The 16,791-nt window shown below is 73.5% G+C and carries 14 protein-coding genes; 9 read left to right on the plus strand and 5 right to left on the minus strand.

Annotated elements, in window-relative coordinates:
• Window positions 1-161: 161 nt before the first annotated feature.
• Both ABT137_RS30935 and ABT137_RS30940 read left to right on the plus strand, forming a co-directional pair.
• A complete protein-coding gene (locus ABT137_RS30935; RefSeq protein ID WP_351714407.1) occupies window positions 162-953 on the plus strand; it encodes an N-formylglutamate amidohydrolase in 792 nt (263 codons plus the stop codon).
• 58 nt (window positions 954-1,011) lie between these two features.
• Window positions 1,012-2,289, plus strand: a complete 1,278-nt coding sequence (locus ABT137_RS30940) for a cytochrome P450 (protein WP_351714408.1) — start codon at window positions 1,012-1,014, stop codon at window positions 2,287-2,289.
• Between the two features lie 83 nt (window positions 2,290-2,372).
• On the opposite strand, the gene ABT137_RS30945 is transcribed toward ABT137_RS30940, so the two are convergent.
• From ABT137_RS30945 to ABT137_RS30955, 3 genes are read right to left on the minus strand one after another with little or no spacing between them, the layout of a single operon-like run.
• A complete protein-coding gene (locus tag ABT137_RS30945; RefSeq protein WP_502984602.1) occupies window positions 2,373-2,867 on the minus strand; it encodes a hypothetical protein in 495 nt (164 codons plus the stop codon).
• A gap of 53 nt (window positions 2,868-2,920) precedes the next feature.
• Complete coding sequence (locus ABT137_RS30950; protein ID WP_388918796.1) at window positions 2,921-3,520, minus strand: RNA polymerase sigma factor; 600 nt, start codon at window positions 3,518-3,520, stop codon at window positions 2,921-2,923.
• 35 nt (window positions 3,521-3,555) lie between these two features.
• A complete protein-coding gene (locus tag ABT137_RS30955; RefSeq protein WP_351714409.1) occupies window positions 3,556-4,998 on the minus strand; it encodes a S8/S53 family peptidase in 1,443 nt (480 codons plus the stop codon).
• A gap of 112 nt (window positions 4,999-5,110) precedes the next feature.
• Between ABT137_RS30955 and ABT137_RS30960 the strand changes: the two genes are divergently transcribed.
• Window positions 5,111-7,714: a CHAT domain-containing protein gene (locus ABT137_RS30960; RefSeq protein ID WP_351714410.1), complete on the plus strand. Its 2,604-nt coding sequence runs from the start codon at window positions 5,111-5,113 to the stop codon at window positions 7,712-7,714.
• Window positions 7,715-7,731: 17 nt separating this feature from the next.
• Here the strand turns inward: ABT137_RS30960 and ABT137_RS30965 are convergent, their stop codons facing one another.
• Entirely contained in the window at window positions 7,732-9,468 is a 1,737-nt protein-coding gene (locus ABT137_RS30965) for a LuxR family transcriptional regulator AbsR2 (protein WP_351714411.1), read from the minus strand.
• A gap of 94 nt (window positions 9,469-9,562) precedes the next feature.
• Between ABT137_RS30965 and absR1 the strand changes: the two genes are divergently transcribed.
• Window positions 9,563-10,642, plus strand: coding sequence for a beta-glucuronidase AbsR1 (absR1, locus tag ABT137_RS30970; protein ID WP_351714412.1), 1,080 nt, complete (start codon window positions 9,563-9,565; stop codon window positions 10,640-10,642).
• 234 nt (window positions 10,643-10,876) lie between these two features.
• Here the strand turns inward: absR1 and ABT137_RS30975 are convergent, their stop codons facing one another.
• Entirely contained in the window at window positions 10,877-11,725 is an 849-nt protein-coding gene (locus ABT137_RS30975; RefSeq protein WP_351714413.1) for a sulfurtransferase, read from the minus strand.
• A 403-nt stretch (window positions 11,726-12,128) separates the two neighbouring features.
• Here ABT137_RS30975 and ABT137_RS30980 point away from each other — a divergent pair, with 403 nt between their 5' ends.
• From ABT137_RS30980 to ABT137_RS31000, 5 genes are all read left to right on the plus strand, one after another.
• Entirely contained in the window at window positions 12,129-13,049 is a 921-nt protein-coding gene (locus ABT137_RS30980; protein WP_351714414.1) for an ABC transporter substrate-binding protein, read from the plus strand.
• 117 nt (window positions 13,050-13,166) lie between these two features.
• Window positions 13,167-14,204, plus strand: a complete 1,038-nt coding sequence (locus tag ABT137_RS30985) for an ABC transporter substrate-binding protein (RefSeq protein WP_351714415.1) — start codon at window positions 13,167-13,169, stop codon at window positions 14,202-14,204.
• Window positions 14,201-14,965, plus strand: coding sequence for an ABC transporter permease (locus tag ABT137_RS30990; RefSeq protein WP_351714416.1), 765 nt, complete (start codon window positions 14,201-14,203; stop codon window positions 14,963-14,965). The genes ABT137_RS30985 and ABT137_RS30990 overlap by 4 nt, the downstream gene beginning before the upstream one ends.
• Window positions 14,962-15,723, plus strand: coding sequence for an ABC transporter ATP-binding protein (locus ABT137_RS30995; protein ID WP_351714417.1), 762 nt, complete (start codon window positions 14,962-14,964; stop codon window positions 15,721-15,723). The genes ABT137_RS30990 and ABT137_RS30995 overlap by 4 nt, the downstream gene beginning before the upstream one ends.
• Entirely contained in the window at window positions 15,720-16,790 is a 1,071-nt protein-coding gene (locus tag ABT137_RS31000) for a phosphotransferase enzyme family protein (RefSeq protein WP_351714418.1), read from the plus strand. Before ABT137_RS30995 ends, ABT137_RS31000 begins: the two co-directional genes overlap by 4 nt.
• Window position 16,791: the final 1 nt, after the last annotated feature.

Genomic DNA, 16,791 nt, shown 5'->3' on the forward strand with positions numbered 1-16,791 from the left:
GAATAGGAAAACAAAAGCGTATTGGGAGTCCAGGAGAGAAATGGAAGTATTCTGATTCGAACTATTCGATACTTGCCTATATCGCTGAGCCCACCCCGCGGGTCGTCGATGTGACACCGTGATCCTGTCCGCTGCCACCGCCACCGCCCCCGGAGCCGCCCGTGTCCCAGCCGTCGTACGCACTCCTGCCCGGCGCCGACGAGTCGCCCGTGATCCTTCATGTGCCGCACTCGGCGCGGGCCATCCCGGCCGACGTCCGGACCGGCATCGTGCTCGACGATGCCGCCCTGGAGCGGGAGTTGGATCACATCACGGACGCGCACACGGCCGAGATCGCGGAGGCGGCGGCCGGGCTGGCCGGAACGGCCCCCTGGCGGTTCGTCAACCGGCTGTCGCGGCTGGTGGTGGATCCGGAGCGGTTCCCGGACGAGCGGGAGGAGATGCTCGCCGTCGGGATGGGGGCCGTGTACACGCGGACCACGCATCAGGGCGTGCTGCGGGACGGGGCGTACGACCCCGGGCCGCTGGTCGAGCGGTACTTCCGGCCGTATGCGCGGGCGATGACGGAGGCCGTCGCCGGGCGGCTGGCCGCGACCGGGCGGGCCGTGGTGATCGACGTGCACTCCTATCCGAGCCGGGCGCTGCCCTACGAGCTGCACGCGGCGGGGCCGCGGCCACCGGTGTGCCTGGGCACGGACGCCTTCCACACACCGGCCGAGCTGACGGAGGCGGCCCGCAAGGCCTTCGCGGGATGCGGGGAGACGGGGCTGGACAGCCCGTTCGGCGGGACGTACGTGCCGCTGGAGTTCTACGGGACGGACGCGCGGGTCGCCGCGCTGATGGTGGAGATCCGGCGCGACCTCTACATGACCGAGCCCGGCGGTCCGGCGGGCCCGGGAACGGACCGGCTCGCCGCCGCCCTCGCCGCGCTCGTGGACGCCGCCGGACGCTGACCCTCCGGCTGGCGCATTCCGGCAGGACACCGAGAGAGGGCCGTACGACCGTGGAGGCATGACCACGGAGTTCACCGCGCCCGCCACGACCACGGAGCCGGCCGCGCCCGCGACGACCGGGCCGCTGCCTCCCGTCTGCGAGGCCGCGCCGCCGGTGCGGGACTGGCCCGCGCTCGAACTGGCGGGGACCGACTTCGACCCGGTGCTCGCGGCCCTGATGGCGGAAGGGCCGGTGACCCGGATCCGGCTGCCGTACGGCGAGGGCTGGGCCTGGCTCGCGACCCGCTACGAGGACGTCAGGACCGTCACCAACGACCCGCGGTTCAGCCGCACCGAGGTCACCCGCCGCCAGGTGACCCGGCTGGCCCCGCACTTCCAGCCCCGTCCGGGCTCGCTGGCCTGGGCCGACCAGCCCGACCACAACCGGCTGCGCAAGCCGCTCGCCGGCGCCTTCACGGTCGGCGCGATGAAGCGGCTGCGGCCCCGGGCGCAGGAGATCCTCGACGCTCTGGTCGACGGGGTGCTGCGGGACGGGCCGCCCGCCGATCTGATCGAGCGGGTCCTTGAGCCGTTCCCGATCACCGTGGTCAGCGAGGTGATGGGGGTACCGGAGGCGGACCGGGAGCGGGTGCACGCCTGGACCCGGCAGATCATCTCCACCTCGGGCGGAGTCGAGGCCGCCGGAGCGGCCAAGCAGGGGCTGTACGGGTGGATCACCGAGGCGGTACGCGCGCGTGCCGACAGCGCGGGCGACGACGTGTACGCGCTGCTCGGGAGCGCTGTGGCCCGCGGCGAGATCGGCGAGGAGGAGGCCGTCGGGCTGGCCGGTCCGCTGCAGATCGGCGGCGAGGCGGTCACCCACAACTGCGGGCAGATGCTGTTCCTGATGCTGACACGGCCGGAGCTGATGGCGCGGATGCGGGAGCGGCCGGCGGACCGCGGCCCGGTCCTGGACGAACTGCTGCGCTGGATCCCGCACCGCAGCACGGTCGGGCTCGCCCGGATCGCCCTGGAGGACGTCGAACTGAGCGACGGCACCCGGATCGCGGCTGGCGAACCGGTGTACGTCTCCTACCTCGCCGCCAACCGCGACCCGGCCGTCTTCCCGGACCCGGACCGCATCCTCCCGGACCGCGATCCCCACCCTCACCTCGCCTTCGGCAACGGTACGCACTACTGCACGGGCGCGGTCCTGGCCCGGCTGCAGACCGAGTTGCTGGTCGACACCCTCCTCGACCGGCTGCCGGGGCTACGGCTCGCGGTGCCGGCCGAGGGGGTGGAGTGGCGGCGGAAGACGATGATCCGGGGGCCGCGGACGCTGCCTGTCGCGTGGTGAGGAGGGCTCCGGGGAGGGTACGGGAGACCAGTGCTATGTCACATGACACCAGACGTGGTATGTGACATAGCACTCCGCCTGCCTCAGGCCCGCAGCCACTCCGTCACGATCACGTCCCCGCCCGTCCGCAGCCGGAGCGCGAACGGGCCGGTGGGTGCGGTGTCGTAGGCGAAGCGGCCCATGGCGTCGACCGTGAGCGGATGCGCCGCCGCCGGACCGCCGAGCACCTCGATGCGCGCGGACTGCGGGGGCAGCAGCTGGCCGAGCAGCCCGTCCTCGGTGACCTCGACGTCCACGGTCAGCTCGCCCGCCTGGAAGGTCAGCATGCGGGGCGGGTCCTCGACACTCCTGACCGGGATCGCGTCGACCAGGGAGTCGAAGGTCAGCTCGGCGACCCGGGCGTCCAGGTCGTGCAGCAGGTAGGCGTCCATGGCCAGTTGGAGCAGCTCGGCCGGGAGCGGGTCGAGGACGGCGGCCGCGCCGCGCAGCTCCTCCTCCAGGAGGTCCGCGTCGAAGTCCGCGTCGAAGTCGGCGTCGCCCGAGGCGTCGCCCGAGGCGTCGCCCGAGGCGTCGCCCAAGGCATCGTCCGAGGCCTCCTCGAAAGCCTGGCCGGCCGGGAACTCGTCGTCGCTCACACCGCACCCCTCGCGTCGAGCCGGGCCCGCAGCCGGCGCAGACAGCGCTGGCGCAGCGGGCCGATGCTGCCCACGGCGATGCCCAGCGCGACGGACACCTCGACATAGCTGGGCGGCGGCGAGGCCATCAGGACGCGCAGCAACTGCCTGCAGCGGTCGCCGAGTTCCTCGAACTCCTGCCACAGCAGACGGATCCGCTCGGCCTCGTCCGCCTGGTCCTCCGCGTCGATCAGGGACTGCTCGGGCGTGCGGTCCTCGCTGATCCGGTCCAGGACCTGGGGATCGTCGGTCGGCAGCAGCCGGGTCAGCCCCCGGATCACCTTCAGGCACTCGTTGCGTGCCGTGCTGGCCAGCCAGGAGCCCGCCTTGTCGGGCTCCCGGATGCGGCCCAGGTGCTGGGCGAACCGGAACCACACGGTCTGGTACACCTCGTGCCCGTCGGCGTCGGAGAGCCGGTGCGCGCGCACCACGGACCACACCAGTGGGCTCAGCCCTTCCACGAGCGCCTTCCAGGCCGCCGCGTCGCCGTCGACGGCGGCCCGGACCAGCGCGCCGACCTCTGCTCGGTCCACGGTCCCACCCCTCGTGTACGGCAAGTCATGGTACGCCGTGGAGGGGAGTGTTCCGGAACTCAGGCGGTGGCGGCCAGCCTCACCACCGGGACCGGCTGCCAGCCGGCCGGGCGGAGCGCCGGTACGTGGGCCCCGCGCACCTCCGCGTACTCCGTGATGCTCTGCAGGAGTTGGGCGCCCGCGGCGCGCGGGTCGGGCTCCTTGCCGGTGCTCATCCGGTCGGCGACGAGGCCGGCCACGATGGGGGTGGCGAACGATGTTCCGCTCCACTGTGCGAACCCTTCGAACATCACTTGGTCCGGTTTGCCGGGGCCGGTCGTCCCGGTGTCGGTCAACACGCCGGTGTGGCGCGGGTACTGGCAGGTGCAGGCATAGGTGAAGCCGAACCGGCAGGCGTCGTAGGTGGTGTGCTGGTACACGTACGGCACGGGTGCGTCGAAGCCGGCCATGGCACCGATGAGTTGCTCGCCGGGGGCGTAGACCTTGACCCAGCTGCCGTGGTTGGTGAAGCAGGCGCCGTACTCGCCGTCGCTGCGCAGCGCGCCGACCGAGAGGACCGTGTTCTCGTAGCCGGGCAGGTCGGCGCAGGCGGCGGGCCAGAAGTGGGTGGCACTGCCGTTGTTGCCGGCGGCGGCGACGAGCAGGGTGGGCTGGTCGCGCAGGGCGTCCATGAAGGCCTCGACGGCGAGCAGTCCGTCGGCGCTGCCGTTCGGGGTGCCGGCGGAGAGGCTGATGACGTCCGGCCAGCCGTGCTGGTCGATCGCCTCGAAGAGCTTGGCGCCGAATTCGGACTCCAGGATGGCGCCCGCGTCGTTGAGGGTGTTGGTGACGGTGATGTCGGTGTTGGGGGCGAGGGCGGCGATGAGTCCGGCGATGAAGGTGCCGTGGCCGACGTACTGCTGGAGTATGCCGTCGGCGTCGGTCTCGGTGAGCTGCGGGTCGCCCTGGACGCGGGCGAGGAGCGGGTAGGAGCGGTAGTCGTGCACCAGACCGGTGTCCATCACCAGGACGCTGACGGCGGTGTCCGGGTCGTAACTCCCGGCCACGGGCTGCGGGTTCGGGGTCTGGGTGAGCAGGGCGGGGAGCGGCTCGCAGGGGTTGCAGGAGTTGGCGTTCGGGGTGGTGGACACCACGTGGTTGCGGCTGACCAGGCGGCGGCCGGCGCGGCCCTCCGCCTCCCGCAGGGCGCGCAGCGCGTGGCCGACGGCGGGGTCGGCGGTGCGGTCGCCGTGGTTCGGGTCGCCGACCCGGATGCGGGTGACGCCGGTGCGGTTGGTCTCCGGCGCGGCCCTGCGCACGTGGTCGGCGACCAGGCCGGCGGTGGCGGTGAAGTGGGCGCGCACGGTGTCCTCGACGACCCGCGCCTCCTCGCCGTCGCGGGCGAGGACCACCCCCTTCTCGTACAGGAACTCGGCCGCGTCGTCCGGCCCCATCGCCAGTGGAACGTCCGGCATGGAGCGCTGGATCTGCTCGAACTGCTCATGGAATCGCTGAGGTGCCATGGCCTGTCTCCTCCCCCAGAAACGGCGTTCTTCAGTCAGACTCGCGAAGCCGCCGCTTGATACAGCGTCAAACCGGTGGGGCATGTATGCCCAGGCCACTACCATCCGAGGGGTGACTGCCGGAAGCGATTCGGTTACGGAACTCCTGCCGATGGTGTTCGCCGCCCCCGGCGAGGCCCTGGCCCGGGCGGAGCACGTCCTGCGGTCCGATCCGCCGCCGCTGGACGCGTCCGTCGCCCACCAGGTCATCGGCATCTGGCAGCGGGACTTCGGGGACCTGGCCGTGGCCCTCGACCATCTGCGGCGCGCCCGGGACTGGGCGGCGCGCGCGGACTCGGCGGAGCGGGAGGCGGACGTCCTCGGCACCCTCGGGGTGGCCCTGGTGCACGCGGGGCGCACGCGGCAGGGGCTGGACGTGCTGGACCGCGGGGTGGCCCGGGGCAACGGGCACACCCGGGCGCGGGTGCTGTACCGGCGGGCGTACGCCGGGTGGGTGCTGGGCCGGCACAAGGAGGCCCTGGAGGACCTGCGGCGGGCGATACCGGTGCTGCGGCAGGCCGACGACGTCATCTGGACCGCGCGGGCGCTGAGCGTGCGGGCCACCGTGCATCTGGCGATGGGCGCGGTGGAGCGGGCCGACGCGGACTTCACGGCGGCGGAGCTGCTGTGGGAGACGACGGGCCAGGAGCACGACAAGGCGGTCGCCGTGGAGAACCGGGGCCTGGCCGCGTACCGGTCCGGCGACATCCCGGCGGCGCTGCGGCTGCTGGCCGAGGCCAAGGAGCGGTACGACGAGCTGGGCACGCCCTCGTTCATGCTGTACATCGCGCGCTGCGACGTGTTGATGGCGGCCGGTCTCGCCCCGGAGGCGCTGGCCGAGGCGGACGCGGCGATCGCGGCCCTGGACCGGATCGGCGGGCAGTCCACCCGCAAGGCCGAACTGCTGCTGACCGCCGCCCGGTCCGCGCTGTCGACCGGGGACGCGCAGACCGCGATCGCCCGTGCCGCCGTCGCCGTACGGCTGTTCTCGGGGCAGCGGCGGAGCTGGTGGGAGACGCATGCGCGGCTGGTGCTGATCGAGGCGCGGGTGGCGGGCGGGGCCGCGTCGGGGCGGCTGGTGCAGGACACGGCGGCGGTCGCCGACCGGCTGGCGTCCTTCGGTGCGCCGGCCGCGCCGGAGGCCTCGCTGCTCGCCGGGCGGATCGCGCTGGCGCTGGGCTGGACGGCGGACGCGGAGCGGCATCTGGCGGTGGCCGCGCGCAGCAGGCACGTCGGCCCGCCGCTGGCCCGGATGACCGGCTGGGCCGCGCAGGCGCTCCGGGCCCGGGCGGCCGGTTCGCGCCGGGGCGTCCTGGAGGCGTGCCGGCGCGGCCTCGACGTCCTGGACGACCACCGGATGACCCTGGGCGCCTCGGAGCTGCGGGCCCGGGCCACCGCGCAGGGTGCCGAACTGGCCGCGCTGGCCCAGCAGGCGAGCCTCGCGCACGGCGGCCCGCGCCGCCTCCTGGAGTGGAGTGAGCGCTGGCGGGCCACGGTGCTGTCCACGCCCCCGACCCGGCCGCCCGCGGACCCTGCCCTGCTCGCCTCGCTGACCGCGTTCCGGGAGATCGCGTCCCGCGCGGAGGAGGCCCGCCGGGAGCGCCGTCCGGTGCCCGCCCTGGAGCGTGAACAGCGGCGTCTGGAACGGGAGATCCGCGCCCGCACGCACCACACCCGGGGTGACGCCCCCGGCGGCGGCGACCGTTTCGACCCGGCCCGCCTCCTGGACCGGCTCGGCGACGCCCGGCTGGTCGAACTCGCGGTCCTGGACGGACGGGTGCACATCCTGCTGTGCGGTCAGGGCCGGGTGCGGCGCTTCGCGGGCGGCCTGCTGGCGGAGGCGGTCGCCGAGGCCGAGCACGTCCAGGCGGGGCTGCGACGGCTCGCGCACCCGGGTGCCGAGGGGCGGCTCCCGGTGGTGGAGGCCGCCGGGAAGCGGCTGGAGGAGCTGCTGCTGGGTGCGGCGGCGGACCAGCTCGGCTCCGGGCCGGTGGTGATCGTCCCGCCGGGCGCGCTGCACCGGGTGCCGTGGGCTCTGCTGCCCTCCCTGCGGGAGCGGGTGCTCAGTGTGTCGCCGTCGGCGTCGAGCTGGCTGCGGGCGCGGGAGACCGAGCCGCCGCCGGGCGGCCGCCATGTGCTGGTCCGGGGGCCTGGGCTGGCGACCGGGGGCGCGGAGGTGCCCGAAGTGGCCGGCCGGTACGCGACGGCGCGGGTCCTGGAACATGAGGACGCTCAAGTCCCGCGTGTCCTTGAGGAGCTGGACGGTGCCGCACTCGCTCACATCGCCGCGCACGGCACGTTCCGCGCGGACAGTCCGCTCTTCTCCTCGCTGCGGATGGCGGACGGCCCGCTGATCGTGCACGACTTCGAGCGCCTCGCCCGCAGCCCCTACCGGATCATCCTCTCCAGCTGCGACACGGCCCGGCTCGCCTCGGTCGGCGCCGATGAACTCCTCGGCCTGGTCACGGCCTTGCTGCCGCTGGGCACGGCCGGGGTGGTGGCGAGCAGTGCCCCCGTCAACGACGCGGCCGTGGTCCCGCTGATGCTGGCCCTGCACAAGGGCCTGGGTGCAGGGTTGTCGCTGGCGGAGGCGCTGCGCGACGCGCGGGCCGCCCTGCCGGGCGACGCGCTCCACCAGGCGACGGGGTGGGCGTTCGCCGCGTTCGGGGCGGCCTGAGGCGCTGTGGACAGGCGCTAGGCGGACTGCCGGTCCGGCTGCGTCACCAGCCACGGCAGCGCCGCGCGGTCGCTGGCGCCGAGACGGGTGTAGGCGCTGTAGAGGTGGTTGCCCACCGTCCGTACCGACAGGGTCAGTTGCTCGGCGATCTGCCGGTTGCTGAGGCCCGCGGCGGCGAGGGCGACGATCTGGCGCTGGCGGGCGGTGAGTTCGCCGAGCACCAGGCCGGACAGGGCCGGGGTGCGGGCGCCCTGGCAGCGGCGGGCGAGGGCGACCGCGCGGGTGCGGGACATCCGGGCGGCGCGCGGGTCGCGGTGGGCGCGGACGGCCTGCGCGTGGGCCTCGGCCGCGAACAGCAGCAGACCGCGCGCCGCCAGCGCCTCGGCCGCCCGGTCCAGGGCCGGTCCGTCACCGCGGGCGAGCGCCTCCGCGTGCTGTGCGAGCACGCCGTCCAGCCGTCCCACGGCCTGCGCGACGCCCTCGGGTTCCCCGAGCCGTACGGCGCCGTAGTGCGCGAGACCCCCGTCCCCGCGCACTACGGCAGCTTCCCCCCACTCGGCGGCGGCACGGGCGAGTTCGGTACGGCAGGCGGCGTCGCCCGGCGCCGCCCGCAGTCCCTCCCTCGCCCACGCCGCCGCCTCTCGCAGCTCCCCCCGAAGCCACGAGTACCGGGCACGCACGGCCGCGTACCCGGCCGGTACGGGCAGGTCTCCCGCCGCCAGCCACTCCCCCACCGGGGCCGGCACCTCCCGCACGTCCAAATGCTCGATGTGTTCTTCCAGTTGCTCCTGTTCGTCCTTCAGGGCGGGCTCGCACTGCTCGGGGGTGCGGGCCAGCCGGCGGGCCCGCAGCCGCCCTGCCGAGGCGCGCAGCGCCGGGCCGTGCAGGGGGGTTGCGAGGCGGACGGCGCCCCGGTCGTCGACGTGGATGAGGCCGTCGGTCTCCAGCCGTTCGAGCACGGCCAGGTCGAGGCCGTCGTCGAGGTGGAGCGGCAAGGGCTCGGCGAAGGCGAGGCGTTCGAGGGTGTCGCGCTGCCCGGGGCCCCGGCCGTCCACCAGGGTGGCGATCCGGTCTCGTACGGTCGTGGTGAGGGGCAGCGGACCGCGCCAGGCCCACTCGCCGGTGTCCGGGACCCGGGTCAGCGGGCCGGACTCGCGCAGCGCGCCGAGCAGGTCGCGCAGCAGCCGCAGATCGCCCCGGCACAGCCGGTGCAGGCGGCGCACGGTGAGCGGTTCGAGGCGGCCGCCGGCGAGCAGCGCGGCCGTCTCGTCGTAGGGCAGCGGTTCCAGGGCGAGGTGGGTGAGGAGTTCCCCGGTCCACAGCCGGGAGACCGCGCCGGGGACGGATTCCGTGCCGGTGGCGGCCACCACGAGCCGGGTGCGGCCGTGCACGGCGAGCTGGTGGACGAGGGCGGCCGAGGCCTCGTCGAGGAGGTGGGCGTCGTCGACGACCAGGAGCCGTACCCCGGACAGGTGCCGGACCGCGCCGGGCAGCGACACGCGGTCGGAGAGCAGGTGCGCGAACGCCGCGAACGGGAGGGCGCTGGTCTCGGGGGTGCCGGTCACCCGGACGCAGTCGGTGCCCCGGACGGCCTCGGTGATCAGCCGGGTCTTGCCGATGCCGGCCGGGCCGGTCACCACGACACCCTGCCGGCCGGCCACCGACGACCGCCTGACCAGCTCCAGTTCGTCCTCCCGGCCGGTGAACGGCCAGGGCAGTTCGAGGGTTCGCGCAACCTGTTCGTAAGTCGTCACGTGAGTATGAGTCGCGTTACTCAGCTCTGATACAGGGGGACTTGAGTAGCTTCCGACTCAGGCGTGCGGCCGGGTCGAACGGCAGTCTGGGCGCATGACCCGACGCTACTGCTCGCTTCCGCAGCAGTCGGCCCCGGCGTTCGCGCCGGGACTGGCCGCCGAGCGGCTCGGCGCGCTCGTGGGCGGTCGGCGGATGTGGGTCAACGGCACGGTGCTGCACTACTACTTCTTCGACGCCGACACGGACGCCTCGGTGATCCCGGTCCCGGGGACCGGGGAGACCCGCCGGGTGCCGTGGGCGGGTGCGAAGGAGCAGCGGGACGTGGTGCGCGAGTGCTTCCGGGAGTGGCAGGACCTCGGTATCGGGGTGAGGTTCGCCGAGGTCTTCGACCGGTGCGAGGCGGAGCTGCGGATCGGCTTCCAGCTGGGGGACGGGTCCTGGTCGGCGGTGGGCCGGGACGCGCTCTCGGTGGGCGCCGGCGAGCGCACCATGAACCTGGGCTGGGACCTGACCGGGTCCGGCGGGCGCTGGACGACGCTGCACGAGATCGGGCACGCGCTCGGGATGCAGCACGAGCACCAGAGCCCGTTCGCGGGCGTCCACTGGGACGACGAGGCGGTCTATGCCGACCTCGCCGGACCGCCGAACCACTGGAGCCGGGACCGGACCCACTTCAACATCCTGCGCACGCTGGATCCGGCCGAGGCCAACGGTTCGGTGTGGGACCCGCAGTCCGTGATGCAGTTCGCCTTCGGTCCGGGGCTGGTCCTGGAGCCGGAGCACTACCACAACGGCCTGTACCCGCCGGGGTCGCTGTCCCCGGCCGACAAGGAGTTCGTGCTCCGCTGGTATCCGCCCGCCGATCCGCCGGCCGTGCTGGTGCCGTTCCGCTCGGCGCCGCTCAGCCTGGGGCCCGGCGGACAGGCCGACTTCGCCGTGGAGCCGCCGGAGACCCGCGTCTACAGCGTGGGCACCTTCGGGGAGAGCGACTCCGTCGTCGTGGTCTTCGAGGAGCGCGACGGGGAACCGCGCTACCTCGCCGGCCACGACGACGGAGGCACCCCGCACAACACCAGGATCAGGGTCAGGCTCGTCAAGGGCCGCCGCTACGCCGTCCGCGTCCGTCTCCATTCCACGTGGGGGTCGGGGGAGACAGCGGTCATGTGCTGGTAACCGGCACGGCCGCGACGCGGAGGTCGGACCACTGTCCGGCGCCGGGGGAAGCAGCCGCGCGGACGCCACCTTCGGGGGAGGGAGACGTCCGCGCGGCAGCACCGGGGCCGGGGAACAAACCTCAGGGCCGCTCGCCCAGGGGCGCGGGGCCCCTGTTGATATGCGGCTCCGCCGCGTGGGCGCGACCAGCCCCCACATATCCGCACCCGGCAGCGCGCCGGACCATCCCACCCACTAGCCGCCCAACTCCAGTGGCCGCGAAGGGTCCTTGGACCACTCCTCCAGTGAACCGTCGTACACGGACACGTCCTCACGGCCCAGCAGCGTGAGCGCCAGCGCCGCCCCCGCCGCCGAGATCCCCCCACCGCAGTAGAGGACGACGGGCGACGCGTCACCCAACTCCCGTACTTTCTCTTCGAGTTCGGCGGCCGGCAGCCCCCGCCCGGGCAAGCTGAGACTCCCCGGAATGTGCCCCCGCCGGCTGTACCGCGTCGGCACGGTCCCGGCGTACCCCCCGGAGGGCAGCGCACAGACCAGCACCCCGGGCCGCTCCCCCCGGCTGATCGCCGCCACCTCCTCGATGTCCGACCAGAGCCCGGGCCGCGGTACCGGCGTCACCGGCACGGCGGCGGGCTCGGGAACAGCGTCCCCCGCGGCCACCGGCCGCCCCGCCGCCTCCCACACCGCCAGTCCGCCGTCCAGCACCGCGGCCGGTACCGAGATCGCCCGCAGCATCCACCACACGCGGGCGGCCCAGATCCCGCCCCCGGTGTCGTAGACGACGACCTCGCTGCCCTCCCCCACGCCCAGCCGGGCCAGTGCGACGGCGAGCGCGTCCGGCGCCGGGACGGCGAAGTGATAGGGCGCGCCGGGGTCGGAGAGATCGCCGGTGAGGTCGGCGTGGCGGGAGCCGGGGACATGGCGCTCGGCCCAGCCGGCGCGACCGGAGGCGGAGCGGTGGTCGCCGTCGTGGCGGGGCGAGGGCAGCAGCGCGGTGGCGTCGAGGACGACCAGCCGGGGGTCGTCCAGGTGGGTCGCGAGCCAGGTGTCGTCGACCAGGGGGCCGGGCAGCAGGGCGGTCATGGCGGGCGATCGTACGCCCGTGACCTGGATGTCTCACGCATCGGGCAACGGCGTCCCACATTCCGGATGCCGCTTGCACAGGACGCGGGAGCTGCGGTTATGGTTTCGGCCATCTACGCGGGAGCCCCTCCCCGACCGGGCTGAGAGGGCGTCTGGGATCCGTGTGCCGCGGTGGCGGGCACGGTCCCCATGGGGACGCCGACCGCACCAGCAGCGCCATGCGCCCCGCGTAGGAGTTCACGTGTCCACAGCAGTCGAGCCGCGGCCCCCGGTGTTCCACCACGCTGCCCGCTCCTGTTGTTGTCGCACGTGCTGTCGCCGGTCCCGCTGACCGCCGCCTCCCTCGCTTCCACCACCCCGCTCACCTCCGCGCGCCCCTGCGCGCCGCTCTCGGAGTACCTCCATGCCGCACATCCGGGTCATGCTCGACTATTTCCATCCATGGCCGAATTCTGCCGGTCTGTATGTCGCCCGTGCCCGCCGCTGGTACGGGGCGGCGGGCCTGGACGTCGAGCTGGTGGTGCAGGACCCGGGGCGCGGTGACACGCTGGAGTACCTGGCCCGGGGCGAGGTGGACTTCGGGATCTTCCCGCCGAACCGGCTGCTCGCCCGCCGGGCGGCGCTCGGCCAGCCGCTGGTGGCGGTCGCCGCGGTCAACCACCGCGGGCTTGAGGCGATCCAGACCACGACCTCGACCGGCATCACCCGCCCCCGCGACCTGGCGGGCCGCCGTCTCGCCTACAACCCGACCCCGCGCGGGCGGGCCATGGTCCGCCATCTGGTGGCGGCGGACGGCGGCGACCCGGACGCGGTGATCACCGTCGACGCGGGCTCCCGCGAACTCACCGTGGACGACATCGAGGCCGGCGAGGCGGACGCCACCTTCGGCAACTACTGGTCCTGGGACGCCCTGCGCGGCGACCTGCCCGACGACAGTCGGCTGACCTGGCCGGTCGACGAGATAGGCGCGCCCCGCTACCACAGCTATCTGCTGGGCACGAGCGAGCGACTGCGCGACGAACAGCCTTCCTTGGTACGGGACTTCCTGACCGTGACGGCCCGCGGATACGCCACCGCCGCCCGGGAGCCCGACGCCACGCTGGAGATGCTGGAGCGCGTCATCCCGTACTTCCCGCGTCCGCTCATCGCCCGCTCCCTCGCCCTGATCGCGCCGACGTGGACGGACCCGCAGGGCCGTTGGGGCGTGATCGACGAGGGCCGGATGGGCCCCTACGCACACTGGCTCGCCGAGAACGGCGCCATCGCGCACGACCACGACTGGCACCGGTCCTTCACCAACAGCCTGCTGGACGTGGCCGCATGACCCTGCTCACCCGGCGGCTCGCCGTCGACTTCAAGCGGGTGGACAGCGCGCTGTGTCGGGCCTGACCGCCTCACACCGCCGCCCGACTCCCCTCCCCCGTACGAAGGACCCTCGACCATGCTCCGCCGCACCGCGCCGCCGGCCCTCGCCGCCCTGGCACTCCTCGCCGTCACCACCGCCTGCTCGGCCGGCGCCGACTCCACGGCCGCCGCCAAGAACGGCACCACCACCGTCACCCTGGCCCTGGACTGGACCCCCAACACCAACCACACCGGCATCTACGTCGCCCAGGCCAAGGGCTGGTTCAAGGACGCCGGGATCGACCTGAAGATCGTGCCCTACGGCTCGACCGCGCCCGAGACCCTGATCGCGAGCCACAAGGCCGACTTCGGCATCTCCTACCAGGAGGGCGTCACCACCGCCCGAGCGGCCGGCCAGGACATCACCTCCGTCTACGCCGTCACGCAGAAGACGGACGTGACCGTCTCGGTGCGCGCCGACCGCACCGACATCACCTCGCCGAAGGACCTGGACGGCAAGACGTACGCCGGGTTCGGCGCCCCCTACGAGAAGCCGCTGCTCCAGAAGGTGATCAAGAATGCGGGCGGCAAGGGCGACTTCAAGCAGGTCACCCTCAACACCTCGGCGTACGCGGCGCTGTACGCCGGCAAGGCGGACTTCGCCATGCCGATGCCGACCTGGGAGGGCCTGGAGGCGAAGCTCAGCGGGAAGCCGCTGAAGGACTTCCAGCTCTCCGACTACGGCTTCCCGGCGATCTACTCCACGCTGATCGCGTCCTCCGACCAGTTCCTGAAGAAGAACCCGACGGTGGCGAGGAAGTTCCTGGCCGCCGTCGACAAGGGGTACCGCTACGCCGCCGCGAACCCCGACCAGGCCGCCGACCTGCTCATCGCCGCCAACAAGAGCGTGCTCACCAACACCAAGCTGGTGAAGGAGAGTTCGGAGCTGCTGGCCAAGGAGTACTACAAGGGCACGGACGGCACGATCGGCACCCAGAGCGCCGCGCGCTGGAAGTCCTTCGCCGACTTCGAGTACGGCGCCGGGCTGCTCGTGGACGCGAACGGCAAGAAGCTGACGAAGGCGCCGGACACCTCGGCGTTCTTCACCAACGCCTACCTCCCGGACACCAAGTGAGGTCCGTACTGCGGTCGTTGTGGCCGCCCCTGCTGGTGCTCGCCGTGGTCGTCGGCGGCTGGCAGCTGTACGTGACGGCGGCCGGCGTCGATCCGACCACACTGCCGTCCCCCGCCCGGGTGGTGGAGCAGGGCTGGGCGAACCGCCAGGATCTGTGGGACCAGACGCTGCCGACGCTCCAGGAGACGCTGCTCGGCTTCGCGCTGTCGTTCGCGGCGGCCTGGCTGGTGGCGGTGGTGCTGGACTTCTCCGCCGCCGCCCGCCGGGGCCTGTACCCGTTGCTGGTCGCCTCGCAGACGATCCCGATCGTCGCCGTGGCGCCCCTGCTGATCATCTGGTTCGGCTTCGGGCTGCTGCCCAAGATGCTGGTCGTGACGCTGACGACGTTCTTCCCGCTGGCCGCCAACCTGGCCGCCGGGTTCGCGGCGACCGACCGGGAGGCCATGCGGCTGCTGCGCTCACTGGGCGCCGGGCGGTGGCGGGCGTTCCGGCTGGTGCGGGTGCCGAGCGCGATGCCGTACTTCTTCGCGGGACTGCGGGTGAGCATCACCTACGCCGTGGTCGGTGCGGTGTTCGCCGAGTACGCGGGCGCCGAATCCGGGCTCGGGATCTACATGCAGGCCCAGAAGAGCGCGTTCCGTACGGACCTGGTGTTCGCGGCGGTCGCGGTGACGGCCGCACTCAGCGTCGCGCTGTTCGGGGCGACCTATCTGCTGCAGCGGCTGGTGCTGCCCTGGGAACGGAAGGAGCGGCGGCCGTGAGCGGTCTCAGCGTCGAGCGGGTGAGCAAGTCGTTCGGGGACCTCGACGTCCTGCGCGACCTCGAACTCACCGTGGAGCCTGGCGAGTTCGCCGCCGTCATCGGGCCCAGCGGCAGCGGCAAGAGCACCCTGTTCAACCTGGTGTCCGGGCTCGACCGGCCGACCTCCGGGCAGGTGCTGGTGGAGGGCGAGCCGGCCGGGGTGGCGTCCGGGAAAGTCGCCTACATGCCGCAGAAGGACCTGCTGTTTCCCTGGCGGACGGTCCTGGACAACACCGCGCTGGGTCTGGAGGCGCAGGGGGTGCGGAAGAAGGAGGCGCGGGCGCGGGCCGACGCGCTGTTCGGCGACTTCGGCCTCGACGGCTTCCAGAAGGCGTACCCCTCGCAGCTCAGCGGAGGGATGCGGCAGCGGGCCGCGCTGCTGCGCACGGTGGTCCTGGAGCGGCCGGTGCTGCTGCTCGACGAGCCGTTCGGCGCGCTGGACTCGCTGACCCGCACGGAGATGCAGCTGTGGCTGGCCGGCATGTGGCAGCGGCACCGCTGGACGGTCGTCCTGGTCACCCACGACATCCGGGAGGCGGTGCTGCTCGCCGACACCGTCCACGTCCTGTCCCCGCGCCCGGCCACGGTCGTCGACCGTGTCGAGGTCCCGCTGCCCCGGCCGCGCGGCGCCGACGACTTCACGGCACCGGAGTTCGCGGCGACGGAACGCCGGATCCTGGACTCCCTGCGCGGTACGACGGCGGTGCGGACGCCATGAGTTCGCACCTCGCCCACGGACTGGGCACCGAGCCGGTCGAGCCGGACTGGCCGCCGCTGACCGACGCCGAGGTCACGGCCGTGACCGGCCCGGCCCGGGTGGTGTGGCGCAGCCCGCGCCCGCTGTCGGCGGCGGCCGTGGTGGAACGGGACGGGCGGCGGCTGTTCGTGAAACGCCACCACGTCACCGTACGGACCCCGCAGGGGCTGGCGGAGGAGCACGCTTTCCTGCGCCATCTGCGGGAGCGCGGGGCGCCCGTGGTGGAGGTCCTGGACGTGGTGGAGCGCGGCGAGTGGACGTACGAGGTCCACTCGGCCGGGACCGGCACGGACCTGTACCGGGACGCGCTGTCCTGGTCGCCGTTCGCCGGTACGGCCCATGCCCGGGCGGCGGGCGAGGCGCTGGCCCGGCTGCACCTGGCGGCGGAGGGTTTCGCCGCACCGCGCCGCTCACCGCAGCCGCTGGTCGCCTCCTTCACGGTGTTCGCGGCCCCGGACCCGTGGCCCGCGTTGCACACCTACGTGGCCGAACGCCCGCGACTGGAACGGGCGTTGGCGGACTTCCCGTGGCGCGAGGACACCCGTCGCGTCCTGCTCCCGCTCCACGAACGCCTCGCACCCCACCTCCCGGGTCTCGACCCCCTGTGGACCCACAACGACTGGCACGCCTCCAACCTCCTCTGGGGCGTGGACGGCGAGGTCGCCACGGTCCTGGACTTCGGCATGAGCGACCGCACCACCGCCGTGCACGACCTGGCCACGGCCCTGGAACGCAACACCGTGCAGTGGCTGGACCCGGCCCGTCCGGTCCAGGAGAAGCACGCGATCGAGCTGCTCCACGGATACCAGTCGACACGCCCGCTCACCGCCGCCGAAGCGGCGGCCCTGCCCGCTCTTCTCCCGCTGGTCCACGCCGAGTTCGCGCTGTCCGAGCTGGACTACTTCCACGGCGTCACCCGGTCGCCCGCGAACGCCCGGCTGGCGTACGAGTACTACGTCGGCCATGCCGAGTGGTTCTCCGGAACGGTCGGCCACCGGCTCCTTGAGCTGGTGGCCGCGCAGGTGTGAG

It is taken from the genome of Streptomyces sp. NPDC001980 (assembly GCF_040296885.1).
Taxonomy (GTDB): domain Bacteria; phylum Actinomycetota; class Actinomycetes; order Streptomycetales; family Streptomycetaceae; genus Streptomyces.